Genomic DNA, 13713 nt, shown 5'->3' on the forward strand with positions numbered 1-13713 from the left:
AAAAACAAAATTTTTACAAAAACTACAACTAAAATTTAATATTTAGTTGTAGTTTTGATTATTATTTAGATTAATCTACTATATTACTTTTTTATATTAAATATTTTTTATATTAAAACTGTTTATTTTTAAAGACTATCATTATAATATTTAAACTATTTATACTATAAAAATCTTTTACAAGCTAAAAGTCCTACTATTGTTTTGGAATCTATTATTTTTCCAGTATATATCATATCAATAGCTTCATCTAAAGGTACTTTTATAACTTCTATAAATTCATCATCATCGAAATTAAAATTCCCTTGCTCTAAATCTTTAGCTAAATATATATGAAGTTTTTCTGTACAAAATCCAACTGCAGGATACATAGTTGTAATATGAGTTAAATCTTTAGCTATAAGAGATGTTTCTTCCTCTAGCTCTCTAATTGCACAAACTTTAGGGTCTTCCCCTTCTTCTAGCATACCTGCTGGTATTTCTAATACTATACTTTCTGCTGGGTGTCTATATTGCTTTACTAAAATAACATTACCTTTTTCATCTATTGGTACAATAGCTGTTGCATCTCCTCTTAAAACTACTTCTCTTTTAGCAGTTTTGCCATCTGGCAATGATATAGTATCTACTTTGACATCTATTATTTTACCATTGAAAGACACTTTACTATCTATAGTTTCATAAGGATTTTTCATTATTTAGCCTCCTTTATTTATTAAGGGATATATTAAAATTCTGCATTTTTTGAAGTTCTTGGAAATGGTATAACATCTCTAATGTTAGATATACCTGTAAGGTACATAACACATCTTTCAAAGCCAAGTCCAAATCCTGAATGTCTTGTTCCACCAAATTTTCTAAGCTCTAAATACCACCAGTAATCTTTTTCATTAAGTCCAAGCTCTTTCATTCTTTCTACAAGAATATCAATACGTTCTTCTCTTTGGCTACCACCCATAAGCTCACCTACGCCAGGTACTAATAAGTCCATAGCAGCTACTGTTTTATTATCATCGTTTAATCTCATATAAAACGCTTTAATGTCTTTAGGATAATCTGTAACAAAAACTGGTTTTTCAAATACTTTATCTGTTAAATATCTTTCGTGTTCTGTTTGTAAATCAATACCCCATTCTACTGGATATTCAAAATTCACATCTGCTTTTTTAAGTATTTCTATAGCTTCTGTATAAGTAATTTTTCCAAATTCGTTTTTAACTATATTTTCTAGTCTATCAATAAGTCCTTTATCTACAAAATCATTAAAGAATTTTATTTCTTCTGGTGCATTTTCTAGTACATATTCAATAATGTACTTAAGTAAATCTTCTGCAAGCTCCATATCATCGTTTAAGTCTGCAAAGGCAATCTCTGGCTCTACCATCCAAAATTCTGCTGCGTGTCTTGGTGTGTTAGAATTTTCTGCTCTAAACGTAGGTCCAAATGTATATACATTTTTAAATGCCATAGCATAAGCCTCTGCTGATAATTGTCCACTAACTGTAAGGTTTGCTTCTTTACCAAAAAAGTCCTTGCTATAATCTACATTGCCCTCTTGTGTTGTAGGTATATTTATCATATCAAAATTAGTAACCCTAAACATTTCTCCAGCACCTTCGCAGTCACTACCTGTTATAATTGGTGTATGCACATATACAAAATTTCTTTCATTAAAAAACTTGTGTATAGAGTAAGCTATTAAAGAACGTACCCTAAACACAGCAGAAAAAGTATTTGTTCTAGGTCTTAAATGTGCTATAGTTCTAAGATATTCAAATGAATGTCTTTTCTTTTGTAAAGGATAATCTGATGGAGCTTCTCCTTCTATATTTATAGATGTTGCTTTTATTTCAAATGGCTGTTTATTTTCTGGTGTTTCAATAAGGTTACCTTTTACAACAAGGCTAGCACCAACACCTAATTTTTCTATCTTTTCAAAATTTGATAGGCTATCATCAAAAACTACTTGAACTCCTTTAAAAAAACTACCATCGTTAAGCTCTATAAATCCAAAAGTTTTTGAACTTCTAATAGTTTTTACCCAACCACAAACTGTTATTTCATTTTCTGTATGTTTTTTAGTTTCTTTAAAAATCTGTTTAATTTCTGTATACAAAAAATCATCTCCTTTTATTAGTTATTTTTTTAATTTACTATGATACATTATACCCTATTTTTTAATATTTTGCATTATTTTTTTAAACTTTTTATAAAAATTTCCTTTTTAAAATAATATTTTTGTGTTATAATTTTATTATGAAATAAACTTTATTTATTTTAGGAGGTAATTAATATGGCTAAAAAACATTATAGAGCTTTTAAAAAACAATTAGAGCTAACTTCTCCAAAAGGTACATTTATTACTAACGACCAAAAATCTAAATTGTTTATTTTAAGTGCAGTTTTACTCGCTTTAGTATTTTTTAAAGGTTTATTTTTAGGTTATATTTTAGGTAAAAAAAATTAATTAGTAGGCATCTAAAAGGTGCCTATTTTATATATAAACATTAAAATTTAAAAAATGACTAAGGTTTTATATAATTATTATATTAAATATACAAAAGAAAGGAAGATAATATGAAAATAGGTTCTCACGTGTCTATGTCTGGTGGACTTATAAAGGCTGCTAAAGAGGCAAATTCCTATGGAGCTAATACATTTATGATATATACAGGTGCTCCACAAAATACTAAACGCTCTCCTATTGAAAAATTAAAAATAGAAGAAGGAAAAGACTTTATGGCTAAAAATAATATAAGCGATATAGTTGTACACGCTCCGTATATTATTAACTTAGCTTCTTATAAAGAAGATACATATAGCCTAGCTATAGACTTTTTAAAACAAGAGATAGAAAGAACAACAGCTATTGGCTCAGATTATATAGTTTTACACCCTGGCTCTTTTACAGATAAAACATTAGAATATGGAATAGAAAGAATAGCAAATGGACTTAACCAAGTTTTAACAAAAGATACTAAACCTTTTGTATGCTTAGAAACTATGGCTGGAAAAGGCTCTGAAATAGGAAGAAATTTTGAAGAACTAAAGGCTATAATAGATAAAATAGAAATAAAAGAAAAAATAGGGATATGTTTAGATACTTGCCATTTACACGATAGTGGATATGATATTATAAATGATTTTGATAATGTAATGGAACATTTTGATGATGTAATAGGTCTTGACAGAGTAAAAGTAATACATATAAATGGCTCTTTAAATAAATGTGGCGCTAAAAAGGATAGACACGCAAATTTAGGTGCTGATGAAACAAACCCAAAGGGTAAAGACTTTATTGGTTTTGATGCTATATATAATATAGTACATTCAAACTATCTAAAAAATAAAATATTTATATTAGAAACACCTTGGATAGATTCTAAAACTAACCTATATAAAGAAGAAATAGAAAGGCTAAGGGGGTAATTTTTTTGTCTAAAGTAGTATTTGTTACTGGTTCTTCAAGAGGAATAGGCAAAGAAATAGCAAAAATTTTTGCAAAAAATAACTTTAAAGTTGTCATAAATTGTATTAATAGAAAAGATGATTTAGAAAGTACATACAATGAGCTAAAAAAAATTAACCCTAACATATTAGCATTACAAGGAGATATATCTAATTATAATATAGCTTTAGATATATTTAAAAAAATAGAAAATACTTTTGGTTATGTAGATATATTAATTAATAATGCAGGCATATCTCATATAGGGTTATTTAATCAAATTACACCAAATATCTGGCAAAACCTTATAAAAACTAATATAGAGGGTGTTTTTAATTGTTCTCATATAGCTTGTCAAAATATGATAAATAAAAAGGAAGGAGTAATAATAAATATTTCTTCCATATGGGGTAATGTAGGTGCATCTTGTGAGGTAGTATATTCTGCTACAAAAGGTGCTATAAATTCTTTTACAAAAGCACTAGCAAAAGAGCTTGCTCCTAGCAATATACAAGTTAATGCCATATCTTGTGGTGCAATAGAAACAGAAATGAACAACTTTTTATCTACTGAAGAAAAGGATAATCTTATAGATGAAATACCATATATGCGTTTTGGCAAGCCAGAAGAAGTTGCAAATTTAGCTTATTATTTAGCATCTAAAAATTCTTCTTATTTAACAGGTCAAGTAATAGTATTAGATGGTGGTCTATTATAAAAATATTTATTTAAATTACTACAATAAATGTAATAAGCCATAAAAGACTGTGTTATAAAACACAGTCTTTTATGGCTTATTATAAATCTAAAAAATTGTATTCTTTTATCTCATTTAAAAAAATTTCCATATCTTTTTTTAAATAAATACAACAAGCAAGCCTTACACCATCATCTATTTCATATTTTGATAGCTTCATCTTATCCAAACTAGTTGGTTGTTCTATTCCATTTAAAATTTTTATTTTACAATTTCCACATCTACCATTAGCTCCACAAGGAAATATAAAGTTTATATTTTCTGCTTTTAATACATCTTTTAATGTAGAACCTTTTTTACATTTTATATTATATATATTTTCTTTCGTGTTTATTTTTAAATTAATCATTATATACCACCTTAATGTTTAGTGTTTTATATATTATATATTATTTTAACCTACATATCAATATATATTTATCATATTTATATTTTTATAGTATTTTAAAAGTATATCTTCATATGTTTTTCCATCTTTAGCCATTTGGCTAGCACCATATAAGCTAAGTCCTACACAATGTCCATATCCACCACCATATAATGTTATTTTCTTTAAATATCCATTGTTATCATATATTTTATCGAATACAAAATAACTACTAGGGGGAGTTTTTACATTTTGCACTATTTCTCCGTTATTATCTATTACAGATTTTAAAGTAATAGCCTTTTTTATTATTAAATCTGACATTAATAACACAGTATTTTTGTCCCCTACTATTTCAAGTTCCATTATATTGCCAGCTTCCCCTCTTCTTTTAACATTAATATCTTTTATTTTACCTATATCTTCTATTGGTTTATAAATATAATTATTGTTATGTAAAGTTTTTATAAGATATTTTTCATTTTTATATATTTCTTTTATATTATTGCTTATTTTTAAAATATCACTCTCTTCTAAAGTTGTGCTCCACCTAAACCACTTGCTATCTTTTTCTAAACTATTTATATCCTTTGTTTTGTAAAAAATGTTAGAGTTAACTTCTTCTTGTAAATTTTCATATATATTATCTTCAAAATCTTTTATGTGTATAAGGTAAGGCTTGTTATTAGTTGGGTATATGTAATAATCTTTATTAGGCCATATTTCTCCACTATTTCCTGTTAATCCTGGTGAATGACTAAAATATGTAGGTTTTATTACATTATCTTCATTAGCTAATATTATGCCTTTTGTTTCTTCCACTGCTTGTTCAAATATATTTTCACTTTCTTTTATATTATATTTATCACTATTATCTAAATTGGCACCTATATTTTTTAATCTATTTTCTTTTATATGACTAATAGCCGTTGTTCTATATACTACACTTAATGCTTTTAACATTTCTAAATCTTTATACTGGTTACTATTGGTAGCTAGTAACCCCTCTACATATTTTTCTATATTTATTTCATTTATAATTATATATTTATCATCTATTTTAGTAATTTCTAGCCTTTCATAAAAAACAGGTTGTAGGTTAATATTTTCAAATATTATCCCATCATCTTTATTATTAGCTTCTATAATTATTATTTCATTTTGTCCTATAGAAAAATCTTGCCCTTTTTTTATATGTAAATTTTGTAAATTTTTCTCCTGACCTTTTACTAAAATTTTTAACCCATCATTAGCTTTAAGTTTTATTTCATCAAAAAACAAATTATTATTATTATTTATGCCAACTCTTATTTTATCATATTTCATATTTTTATCTATTATAGCACCATATATTTTATTTTCATTTCCTTTTACAAAATAAGTTGCCATATCTTGTCCTATTATTAAATCTTCCTTATCTTTCATAGTTAGTTTTTGGTCTATATTGTAATAAACTCTAAAATCTTGGTCCAAAACATAGTTTGTATTATTTAGTCTAATAGTATTATTATCTATTCTATTTATTGTACCTTGTGTTGTTTGTTTATACTCTTCTATCGATAAAACTTCATTTTTTTTAAATTTTATATCTGCTAAAATATTTTCACCTGTTAAAGTAATAGTATTTTCCTTTATATATAGCCTTTTTTTAGCTCCACCAACAAATATATCCACAAAATCATTTCCTATTTTTTCTATATAACATCTTTTTAAAGTTGGCTCTGTTTCCAAAACTTCTATTATTGCTATTACTTCATTATCTTTTTTTAAAACTTTTATTTTTGTGTCTATATATTTATTTATATCTATACCTTCAAAAGAATATAACCCTTTATCTGTTATAGCATAATCTTCTTTTAAATCTTTATTAGTTTCTTTAGTTGCTAATATAACTAAGTCTTCTTCTAAAATATTTTTATCCTTTACAATTTGTGTGTATATATCGCACCAAAGAGCATAAGAAACAGGCTTGTCTTTATTTTTTTCATCTATTTTTATTTTTTTATTTTTGTCATACTTATTTATTAAATATTGTGTTTGAGTTATAGTAAGGTTGCCCGTTGGGTCAAATTTATCTTCTGTAACTCCACTCATATCTTTATCTATAAAAACACAATTTATATATTTATTATACCAACTATCCTCTTTCACATCATCAAAATTTATAACATTATCTAAAGATATAATCTCTTTTTTACTATGTGTAGCTAATGCCATCATTTTAGATACAGTGGCTCTATCCACAGGATAGCTATTTCCTATTATGCCTACTTTTACTTCTTCTTGTTTTTCATTATTATTTGAACAACCAGCTAATAGAAATACTATTGTACAAATAATAAATAGCACTTTATTATTCATAATATTTCCTCCTTAAAGTATAAGGTTTTAAACCTTGTTATATTATATATATGAATAAAAAATGCTATTATTACAATTTTTAAATTTTTAATACTTTTATTTCGTTATATACATCTCTTTTAGATATTCCCCTATCTTTAGCTACCTTTTTCATAGCTTCTTTAATGTCCATACCTTTGGATACATACTGGTTTAAATGTTCTTTTATAGTTATATTATTTATTTGTTCTTTTTGCTCATTTAAAATATCCTCTTCCTTAGCACCTTCTATTACTAAAACATATTCTCCTTTAGGGGTGTTGTTTTCAAAATATGCTAAAGCATCTATTATGCTAGTTTTAAATACATTCTCATACTTTTTAGTAAGTTCTTTTACAATAGCTATATTTCTATTACCTATATTATCGTATAGTTCTTTTAAAGTTTGTAAAAGGTGATGAGGCGCTTCATATATTATATATGTTCTTGTATCATTTTTAATCCTTTGTATTACTTCTTTTTTAGCCTTTTTATTAGATGGTAAAAATCCTTCAAAACAATAGCTTCTTGTTTTTATCCCTGATAAAATTAAGGCAGTAATAGATGCTGTAGCACCAGGTAAAACAGTAACTTCTATCTCATTTTCATAACAAAGTTTTATTAAATCTTCCCCTGGGTCGCATATGCCAGGCATACCCGCATCACTAACTAAAGCTATATTTTTGCCCTCTAACAATAAATTTATAAGTTTTTTACCTTTAGTGTCTTTATTATTCTCGTGATAACTTTCTAAAGGTACTTTTATTTCATAATGATTTAATAGTTTAATTGTATGTCTTGTGTCTTCAGATGCTATTAAATCCACTTCTTTTAGTGTTTCCAAACATCTTAAAGTAATATCTTTTAAATTGCCTATTGGTGTTGCACAAACATATAATTTACCTGACATTTTTATACTCCTTTAGTTATAATATATTTTGTTTATTTCATCACTATATTGCTTATCATCATTATAAACTATAAGATTAGGCAATATTTTTAAAAAAGCATTACCATTTTTTACACTTTCTATTAATACCATATTAGGCTCTTTATCTTTATAAGGTTGTACAAATCTTATAGTTTTTGGCTCTAGCTTATAACTTCTTAAAGTACATATTATATCACAAAGTCTGTTAGGTCTATGTACCATATAAAATTTACCATTTGGCTTTAATAAAAGAGATGTAGCTTTTACAATATCATCTAAATTACAAAAAATCTCGTGCCTAGCAATAGCCTTTGCATCATATCCATTTACTAAACCACCCCCCATATTCATATATGGAGGGTTAGATGTCACAACATTTATAGAATTTTTTTTAAACTTTTCAAACACATTTTTTACATCTAAATGAAAAATTTCTATTTTATCTGTAAGTTTATTAAATTTAACACTTCTTTTTGCCATATCAACACTTTCTTCTTGTATATCTATTGCAAAATATTTTTTAGCATTTGTTTTTGCACACATAAGTATAGGTATTATACCTGTTCCAGTACCTATATCAAACACTATATCATCTTTTTTTGCCTTTGCAAAATCTGATAATAGAACAGCATCTATGCCAAAACAAAATTTTTGAGGGTCTTGTATAATAGAATAACCATTTCTATGTAAATCATCTAGTCTTTCATTTTCTTTTAAAATATCCATTAATCTTCTATACCTTTAAGCTCTTCCATACATATTTCTTCTTTTATTATTTTTCTTTTTATTATCTCTATTTCAGAAACATTAAAAAATTCTAAGCTAGGTATGTCTTGCTCTGTTTTTCTAACAGCTGCTTTTATTACTTGCCTTAAAACATTTACAGATAAAACTTCTCCTATGCCTAAGTCTGTTTTTATAATATCTCCTTCGTTTGGTAAATCTTTAGTAAGTTCTTCGTATGCCTCTTGCTCATATTTAAGACAACACATAAGCCTACCACAAGCTCCTGATATTTTAGTAGGGTTTAATGATAATTTTTGGTCTTTAGCCATTTTTATAGAAACAGGGTGAAAATCTCTTAAAAATGTAGCACAACATAAAGGACGACCACATATTCCTATACCACTTACAATCTTTGCTTCATCTCTAACACCTATTTGTCTTAGTTCTATTCTCATTTTAAAAATAGCTGCTAGCTCTTTTACAAGCTCTCTAAAGTCTACTCTACCATCTGATGTAAAATAAAATATAATCTTATTAAGGTCGTAAGTAAGGCTAACATCTATTAATTTCATATCTAAATTATATTTTTTAACTTTTTCTACAAATATAGAATGTGCCTCTTTTTCTTTTTCTAAGTTTTTGTTGTACTGTATATTATCTTCTTCTGTTGCTATCCTTATTATAGGCTTTATTTCAAAATCTATTTTTTCATTGTTTATTATTTTATTTTCTACCTCTACTATACCATATCTTATACCTTGTGCCGTTTCTACTATAACTGGTTGCTTTTTATTAATTTTTTTACCTTTAGGGTCAAAATAATACATTTTCCCACCTTTTTTAAATTTAACACCAATTATTTCTGTCATTTTATTTCTCCTTTAATTTTAAAAATAAGCATTCCATAGTCATATTAAAATTAGAATTTTGCTCTAAATATAATTTAGCTTTTAATAAAGCCTCTATTTTTAATACTAAGTTTTTAGTAGTCATACAAGATATATTTTCTATACAAATTTTTATATCTTTTTGTATAACTTTATCAAAATTATTAGTTTGTTTAAATATAAGACTATCTCTGTATACTAATAAATATATATCTAATATTTGGTCTATATTTTCTTTTATATTCTCATATTTTTTTATTAAACTATACATTTGTATAAGGTCTAAGTTGTCTAATTTTTCTATATCACTTATAATATCTTGTCTAAAGCTAATAAATGTTTTAGAATAAGCTATATCTAATGCTTTTCCTATGCTACCTCTTGCATATACAGAATAAAATTTTGCAATATTATCACTTATATTTTTATTAATTAGAAACTTTTCTATTATTTTAGGTGATAATGGCTTAATTTTAAATAAAATACACCTAGATAAAATTGTAGGTAAAAATCCATTATAATTTTTAGATAGTAATATAAAAACTGCAAATTTAGGTGGTTCTTCTATAGTTTTTAATATTGCATTTTGAGCTTGTATAGTCATACTATCTGCATTTTTTATAATAAATACTTTATATTTATACTTAAAAGGTTTTGTTTCTAAATTTTTAATAATATTTTCTCTAATATCTGAAACACCTAAGCTTTTTTTATTACTTTCTATAAAGAAAAAATCTGGATTATTCCCACTCTCAAAGCTAACACAAGATGAACATTTTAAACAAGGGCTACTTTTACTATTCTCACATAATAAAAGCTTAGCAAATGTTTTTGATATAAGCTGTTTTCCTGTTTTTTCTTTTCCATCTAATATATATGCATGAGAAACAGTATTATTTTCACTAGATTTTATTAAACTACTTAATATATTTTCATTTCCAACTATATTTTCAAATTTATACATATTATATAATAAGGTCTAATAAAAGTCCTCTTATTTCTCCTGTTTTATCTAATATAGCAATATGGTTTTTTTCTGTTTTTATAAGCTCTTGAGCTAGCTCATCTAAATCTTTATTAACAAGCTTTACTATGCCATATACCCTATGTCTACCTCTTCTATCCAAAAAATTTTCTCTAGAAAATTCGTGGCTGTTAGTTACAACCTCATTCATAAATTCTGTTATAAGGCTTCTATATTTTTTCATATCCTTTATATCCATATGGTCAGATATTTTTTTACCCTGAACAGTTATTTCATCTATAAGACCATTTAGCTTTTCCATAAGGTTATCATTTTCTAACTTATTTAAAGTAAATTTAAATTCTTCTGTTTCTTTAACTTCTTTTTTTTGTTCTACCATAGGTAAAGTATCTAACCTTATATCACTTACTTTTAAATCCATATAAATTCACTCCTAATATTTATACTTTAACAAATTTATCTACATCTACAACAAAAATAGTAGCTCCTCCTACGGTAACTTCTATTGGAGGCTGTGTATAATTATCTCCTGGGATATTTACTCCATTTGTAAATTGTTTTTTACTATGTCCTTCTTTTTTTATAATATCTATTACATAGTCTACTTTTTCATCATCTACACCACATATTAATGTTGTATTTCCAACCTTTAAAAAGCCCCCTGTGCTAGCAAGCTTTGTAACACTAAGTCCTTTTAAATTTAGAGCATTCATTATGTTAAAGCTATCATCATCTTTAACTATTGCCATAACAAGCTTCATAACATACACCTCCTAAAAAAATATTTTTTCTAAATGATTAATTATATTTTTATGAATTTCATCAATAGTTTGCAGTGCATCTATAACTTTTATTCTTTCACTATTTTTATCTATTAATATTTTATACCCTTCATAAACTTTTTTATAAAAATAGTCTTTTTCACTTTCTAATCTATCTAGCTCTTTTTGTTCTTTTTTTCTTTCTATAGCTTTATTTGGAGGTAAATCTAAAAAAAATGTTATATCTGGTATAAGTCCTCCTGTTGCAATATTATTTATTTTTTTTACAATATCCATACCAATATTTCTTGCTATCCCTTGATAAACAATACTAGAATCTACAAATCTATCGCAAATAACAACAGAACCGTTTTTTAACTCTGGTACAATAACTTGATTTACAAGCTGTGCTCTAGATGAAGCATATAGTAAAGCTTCTGTCATACAGTTCATTTCTTTATTTTCTATATCTAAAATTATACTTCTTATTTTTTCACCAATGTTAGTTCCACCAGGTTCTCTAACTAATACAACATTAAATCCTTTTTTATTAAGATAATCTTTTAAAAGGCTTAGTTGTGTAGTTTTTCCAGCACCATCAGTACCCTCCATTGTAATAAACAATCCCGACATATAATCTCCTAAACAAAAATATTTTATTTTTATTATATCACAACAGTATACATTTTAAAAGAAAAATTATTATTATGCCTATTGTTTATAAATTACTATAATTAGTGATACTAAAAACAATACTGTACATACAAGCATAGAATATGTAGCTAAATGTATTACTATTATAGCACCTAAATATACTCCTGTGCAAAATATTACAATAATACTTACATATTTTAAAACTACTTTTTTAGCATCTTTTTCTTTATATATAATCCATTTAGCAAAAAACTCTACTAATGACCTTAAATTACCTGTACACATAATAGGTGCAAAAATATCTCCTTTTGATTTTTTAAAAGTACCTATCATTAATGCACATACAAATGATATTAAGCATATTACTACTATATTATTATTTTTAAATATACCAAATCCTAGCATAGATGTTGACACTATACTTATAGCCAATACTATTTTTATCCAGTTTTTATTTTTGCTAAATTTATATATTAAAGCTTGATTAATAAAAATGGCTATACAAAAAGATGCTATTGGGAAAATTCTTAGAAAAGCATTATAAAATTGACCTTCTACTAAAAACAAAGAAAATAATATTAAATTTCCTGTTTGTGTATTAGCCCATATTTTATCGTATAAAATATATGTGTATGAATCTAAAAATCCACCTATAAAAGTTAAAATTAAACTTATATAAATATTTTCTTCTACATTGTTTAATTTATTGTTTGACATAATTAACCCTTTCAATAAAATATATATTAAACATTATGTTATCATAAATTTTTTTATTTTGTCAATCTTTGTAGTAATATCTAGCGAAAAATTAATGGGTAGCCACTTTTTTATTTTACTATTGTCTTATATATAGTAATTTGGTATACTAAGCATAGTATTTAATACTATGCTTATAATAGAAAGGAATTATTATGTGTTTAAATTTTAAACCTATATCTGAAAATGATATAGAAACCATATCATATTATTTTAAATTAAGAAGCAATAAAACTTGTGATAGTGTTTTTTTAGATGCTTATTTATGGAAAGATTTTTATAATGTTAAATTTGCTATTTGGGAAGATAAAGCACTTCTTATAACTATGGTTATATCTGGAGAAACTTACTGTGCTTTACCTTTTTGCAAAGAAGAATATATAACAGATGCTTTTAATGTTTTACTAGAATATTTTAATAACACTTTAAATAAAAAATTAAAAGTATATTTAGCAGATGAAGAAGGCTTAAATGCTTTAAATTTAGATAGAAATTTATTTGATATAATAGATATTGAGGATGCTAAAGATTATTTGTATTTAGCAGAAAACTTAAGAAATCTTACTGGTAAAAAACTTAGAAAAAAGAAAAACCATATAAACGCATTTTTAAGAGAAAACGAAGGCAACTTTTACTATAAAACACTTTGTTGCCAAAGTAGTGATATTATATTAGAATTTTTAAATAACTGGAGAGATAACAAAAATGGCGAGGCAGAAGACCAGTTAGATGGTGAGATACAAGGCATTACTGATATTTTAGAAAATTGCAATGCTTTAAATGTAATAATGGCAGGTATTTTTGTAAATGACAAATTAGAAGCATTTTCTATTGGTAGCTATAACGAGCTTGAAAAAATGGCTATCATACACATAGAAAAAGCAAACCCTAATATTAGAGGGCTATATCCTTATATAAACCAACAATTTATAATAAATGCCTTTCCTGACGCCTATCTTGTAAATAGAGAAGATGATTTAGGACTAGAAGGACTTAGAAAGGCAAAATTATCCTATGACCCTGTTGGATATGCTAGAAAATATAGAGTTATACAATTATAAG

16 protein-coding genes are annotated in these 13713 nt (G+C 25.6%); 4 read left to right on the plus strand and 12 right to left on the minus strand.

Features of this window, described 5'->3' with window-relative positions:
• Nucleotides 1–164 precede the first annotated feature (164 nt).
• A complete protein-coding gene (locus R5Z65_RS05415; RefSeq protein WP_317367614.1) occupies nucleotides 165–695 on the minus strand; it encodes an NUDIX hydrolase in 531 nt (176 codons plus the stop codon).
• A 32-nt stretch (nucleotides 696–727) separates the two neighbouring features.
• Complete coding sequence (asnS, locus tag R5Z65_RS05420) at nucleotides 728–2116, minus strand: asparagine--tRNA ligase (RefSeq protein WP_317367616.1); 1389 nt, start codon at nucleotides 2114–2116, stop codon at nucleotides 728–730.
• A 177-nt stretch (nucleotides 2117–2293) separates the two neighbouring features.
• On the opposite strand from asnS, the gene R5Z65_RS05425 reads away from it, so the two are divergent.
• From R5Z65_RS05425 to R5Z65_RS05435, 3 genes are all read left to right on the plus strand, one after another.
• Nucleotides 2294–2467 (plus strand): hypothetical protein, encoded by a 174-nt coding sequence (locus tag R5Z65_RS05425; protein ID WP_317367618.1) that lies wholly within the window; start codon nucleotides 2294–2296, stop codon nucleotides 2465–2467.
• 110 nt (nucleotides 2468–2577) lie between these two features.
• Nucleotides 2578–3429 carry a deoxyribonuclease IV gene (locus R5Z65_RS05430; RefSeq protein WP_317367622.1) on the plus strand — a complete coding sequence of 284 codons (852 nt, stop codon included), beginning with the start codon at nucleotides 2578–2580 and terminating at the stop codon, nucleotides 3427–3429.
• Between the two features lie 5 nt (nucleotides 3430–3434).
• A complete protein-coding gene (locus R5Z65_RS05435; RefSeq protein ID WP_317367625.1) occupies nucleotides 3435–4166 on the plus strand; it encodes an SDR family NAD(P)-dependent oxidoreductase in 732 nt (243 codons plus the stop codon).
• 79 nt (nucleotides 4167–4245) lie between these two features.
• On the opposite strand, the gene R5Z65_RS05440 is transcribed toward R5Z65_RS05435, so the two are convergent.
• The 10 genes from R5Z65_RS05440 to R5Z65_RS05485 form a co-directional block, all read right to left on the minus strand.
• Nucleotides 4246–4554 carry a 2Fe-2S iron-sulfur cluster-binding protein gene (locus R5Z65_RS05440; RefSeq protein WP_317367626.1) on the minus strand — a complete coding sequence of 103 codons (309 nt, stop codon included), beginning with the start codon at nucleotides 4552–4554 and terminating at the stop codon, nucleotides 4246–4248.
• Between the two features lie 57 nt (nucleotides 4555–4611).
• The gene (locus tag R5Z65_RS05445; protein ID WP_317367628.1) at nucleotides 4612–6933 is read right to left on the minus strand and encodes a SpoIID/LytB domain-containing protein; all 2322 of its coding nucleotides are present in this window, start codon (nucleotides 6931–6933) and stop codon (nucleotides 4612–4614) included.
• A gap of 79 nt (nucleotides 6934–7012) precedes the next feature.
• Complete coding sequence (rsmI, locus tag R5Z65_RS05450; protein WP_317367630.1) at nucleotides 7013–7861, minus strand: 16S rRNA (cytidine(1402)-2'-O)-methyltransferase; 849 nt, start codon at nucleotides 7859–7861, stop codon at nucleotides 7013–7015.
• A gap of 12 nt (nucleotides 7862–7873) precedes the next feature.
• Nucleotides 7874–8608, minus strand: coding sequence for a tRNA1(Val) (adenine(37)-N6)-methyltransferase (locus R5Z65_RS05455; protein WP_317367631.1), 735 nt, complete (start codon nucleotides 8606–8608; stop codon nucleotides 7874–7876).
• A complete protein-coding gene (locus R5Z65_RS05460) occupies nucleotides 8608–9477 on the minus strand; it encodes a stage 0 sporulation family protein (RefSeq protein WP_317367633.1) in 870 nt (289 codons plus the stop codon). The genes R5Z65_RS05455 and R5Z65_RS05460 overlap by 1 nt, the downstream gene beginning before the upstream one ends.
• Nucleotide 9478: 1 nt before the next feature.
• Nucleotides 9479–10459 (minus strand): DNA polymerase III subunit, encoded by a 981-nt coding sequence (locus R5Z65_RS05465; RefSeq protein ID WP_317367635.1) that lies wholly within the window; start codon nucleotides 10457–10459, stop codon nucleotides 9479–9481.
• A 1-nt stretch (nucleotide 10460) separates the two neighbouring features.
• Nucleotides 10461–10901: a YaaR family protein gene (locus tag R5Z65_RS05470; RefSeq protein ID WP_317367636.1), complete on the minus strand. Its 441-nt coding sequence runs from the start codon at nucleotides 10899–10901 to the stop codon at nucleotides 10461–10463.
• A 19-nt stretch (nucleotides 10902–10920) separates the two neighbouring features.
• Nucleotides 10921–11241, minus strand: a complete 321-nt coding sequence (locus R5Z65_RS05475) for a cyclic-di-AMP receptor (protein WP_317367638.1) — start codon at nucleotides 11239–11241, stop codon at nucleotides 10921–10923.
• 12 nt (nucleotides 11242–11253) lie between these two features.
• Nucleotides 11254–11874 carry a dTMP kinase gene (gene tmk, locus R5Z65_RS05480; RefSeq protein ID WP_317367640.1) on the minus strand — a complete coding sequence of 207 codons (621 nt, stop codon included), beginning with the start codon at nucleotides 11872–11874 and terminating at the stop codon, nucleotides 11254–11256.
• Nucleotides 11875–11952: 78 nt separating this feature from the next.
• A complete protein-coding gene (locus tag R5Z65_RS05485; protein ID WP_317367641.1) occupies nucleotides 11953–12612 on the minus strand; it encodes a YoaK family protein in 660 nt (219 codons plus the stop codon).
• Between the two features lie 194 nt (nucleotides 12613–12806).
• Here R5Z65_RS05485 and R5Z65_RS05490 point away from each other — a divergent pair, with 194 nt between their 5' ends.
• The gene (locus tag R5Z65_RS05490) at nucleotides 12807–13712 is read left to right on the plus strand and encodes a phosphatidylglycerol lysyltransferase domain-containing protein (protein ID WP_317367642.1); all 906 of its coding nucleotides are present in this window, start codon (nucleotides 12807–12809) and stop codon (nucleotides 13710–13712) included.
• The last annotated feature ends 1 nt before the right edge of the window (nucleotide 13713 follow it).

Source organism: uncultured Tyzzerella sp., from assembly GCF_963558545.1.
Lineage (GTDB): Bacteria > Bacillota > Clostridia > Lachnospirales > CAG-274 > Tyzzerella.

Coding starts and splice junctions, on each gene's coding strand:
- R5Z65_RS05415 (WP_317367614.1), bottom strand. CDS start 695: ATGAAAAATCCTTATGAAACTATAGATAGTAAAGTGTCTTTCAATGGT.
- R5Z65_RS05425 (WP_317367618.1), top strand. CDS start 2,294: ATGGCTAAAAAACATTATAGAGCTTTTAAAAAACAATTAGAGCTAACT.
- R5Z65_RS05430 (WP_317367622.1), top strand. CDS start 2,578: ATGAAAATAGGTTCTCACGTGTCTATGTCTGGTGGACTTATAAAGGCT.
- R5Z65_RS05440 (WP_317367626.1), bottom strand. CDS start 4,554: ATGATTAATTTAAAAATAAACACGAAAGAAAATATATATAATATAAAA.
- R5Z65_RS05445 (WP_317367628.1), bottom strand. CDS start 6,933: ATGAATAATAAAGTGCTATTTATTATTTGTACAATAGTATTTCTATTA.
- rsmI (WP_317367630.1), bottom strand. CDS start 7,861: ATGTCAGGTAAATTATATGTTTGTGCAACACCAATAGGCAATTTAAAA.
- R5Z65_RS05455 (WP_317367631.1), bottom strand. CDS start 8,608: ATGGATATTTTAAAAGAAAATGAAAGACTAGATGATTTACATAGAAAT.
- R5Z65_RS05460 (WP_317367633.1), bottom strand. CDS start 9,477: ATGACAGAAATAATTGGTGTTAAATTTAAAAAAGGTGGGAAAATGTAT.
- R5Z65_RS05465 (WP_317367635.1), bottom strand. CDS start 10,459: ATGTATAAATTTGAAAATATAGTTGGAAATGAAAATATATTAAGTAGT.
- R5Z65_RS05470 (WP_317367636.1), bottom strand. CDS start 10,901: ATGGATTTAAAAGTAAGTGATATAAGGTTAGATACTTTACCTATGGTA.
- R5Z65_RS05475 (WP_317367638.1), bottom strand. CDS start 11,241: ATGAAGCTTGTTATGGCAATAGTTAAAGATGATGATAGCTTTAACATA.
- tmk (WP_317367640.1), bottom strand. CDS start 11,874: ATGTCGGGATTGTTTATTACAATGGAGGGTACTGATGGTGCTGGAAAA.
- R5Z65_RS05485 (WP_317367641.1), bottom strand. CDS start 12,612: ATGTCAAACAATAAATTAAACAATGTAGAAGAAAATATTTATATAAGT.
- R5Z65_RS05490 (WP_317367642.1), top strand. CDS start 12,807: ATGTGTTTAAATTTTAAACCTATATCTGAAAATGATATAGAAACCATA.